The organism is Dietzia sp. UCD-THP, from assembly GCF_000349585.1.
GTDB classification, from domain to species: Bacteria; Actinomycetota; Actinomycetes; order Mycobacteriales; family Mycobacteriaceae; genus Dietzia; species Dietzia natronolimnaea_A.
In genome coordinates, this window is record NZ_KB714647.1 from 952 (window position 1) to 1,260 (window position 309).

1 pseudogene is annotated in these 309 nt (G+C 62.5%); it reads right to left on the reverse strand.

From position 1 onward, the window contains the following. Positions 1-309: pseudogene (locus H483_RS28505) on the reverse strand (polyphosphate kinase 2); the annotation flags it as partial.

Sequence of the window (309 nt, forward strand, 5' to 3'; positions counted from 1 at the left end):
GCGGCGGACGATCTTCGGGTCCGGGTCGAACACCACCTGGGGGTCCTTGTCCGGGTAATCGAACTGGTTCAGGAAGTAGCGCATCGCGTTGATGCGGGCCCGCTTCTTGTCGTTGGATTTGATGGTGATCCACGGGGCCCACTCGGTGTCCGTGCGCCGGAACATCTCCTCCTTGGCGTCCGTGTACTTGTCCCACTTGTCGAGCGACTCCAGGTCCATGGGCGAGAGTTTCCAGCGCCGCACCGGGTCGAGTTGGCGGATCGCGAACCGGGTCTTCTGCTCCTCCTGGGTGACGGAGAACCAGAACTT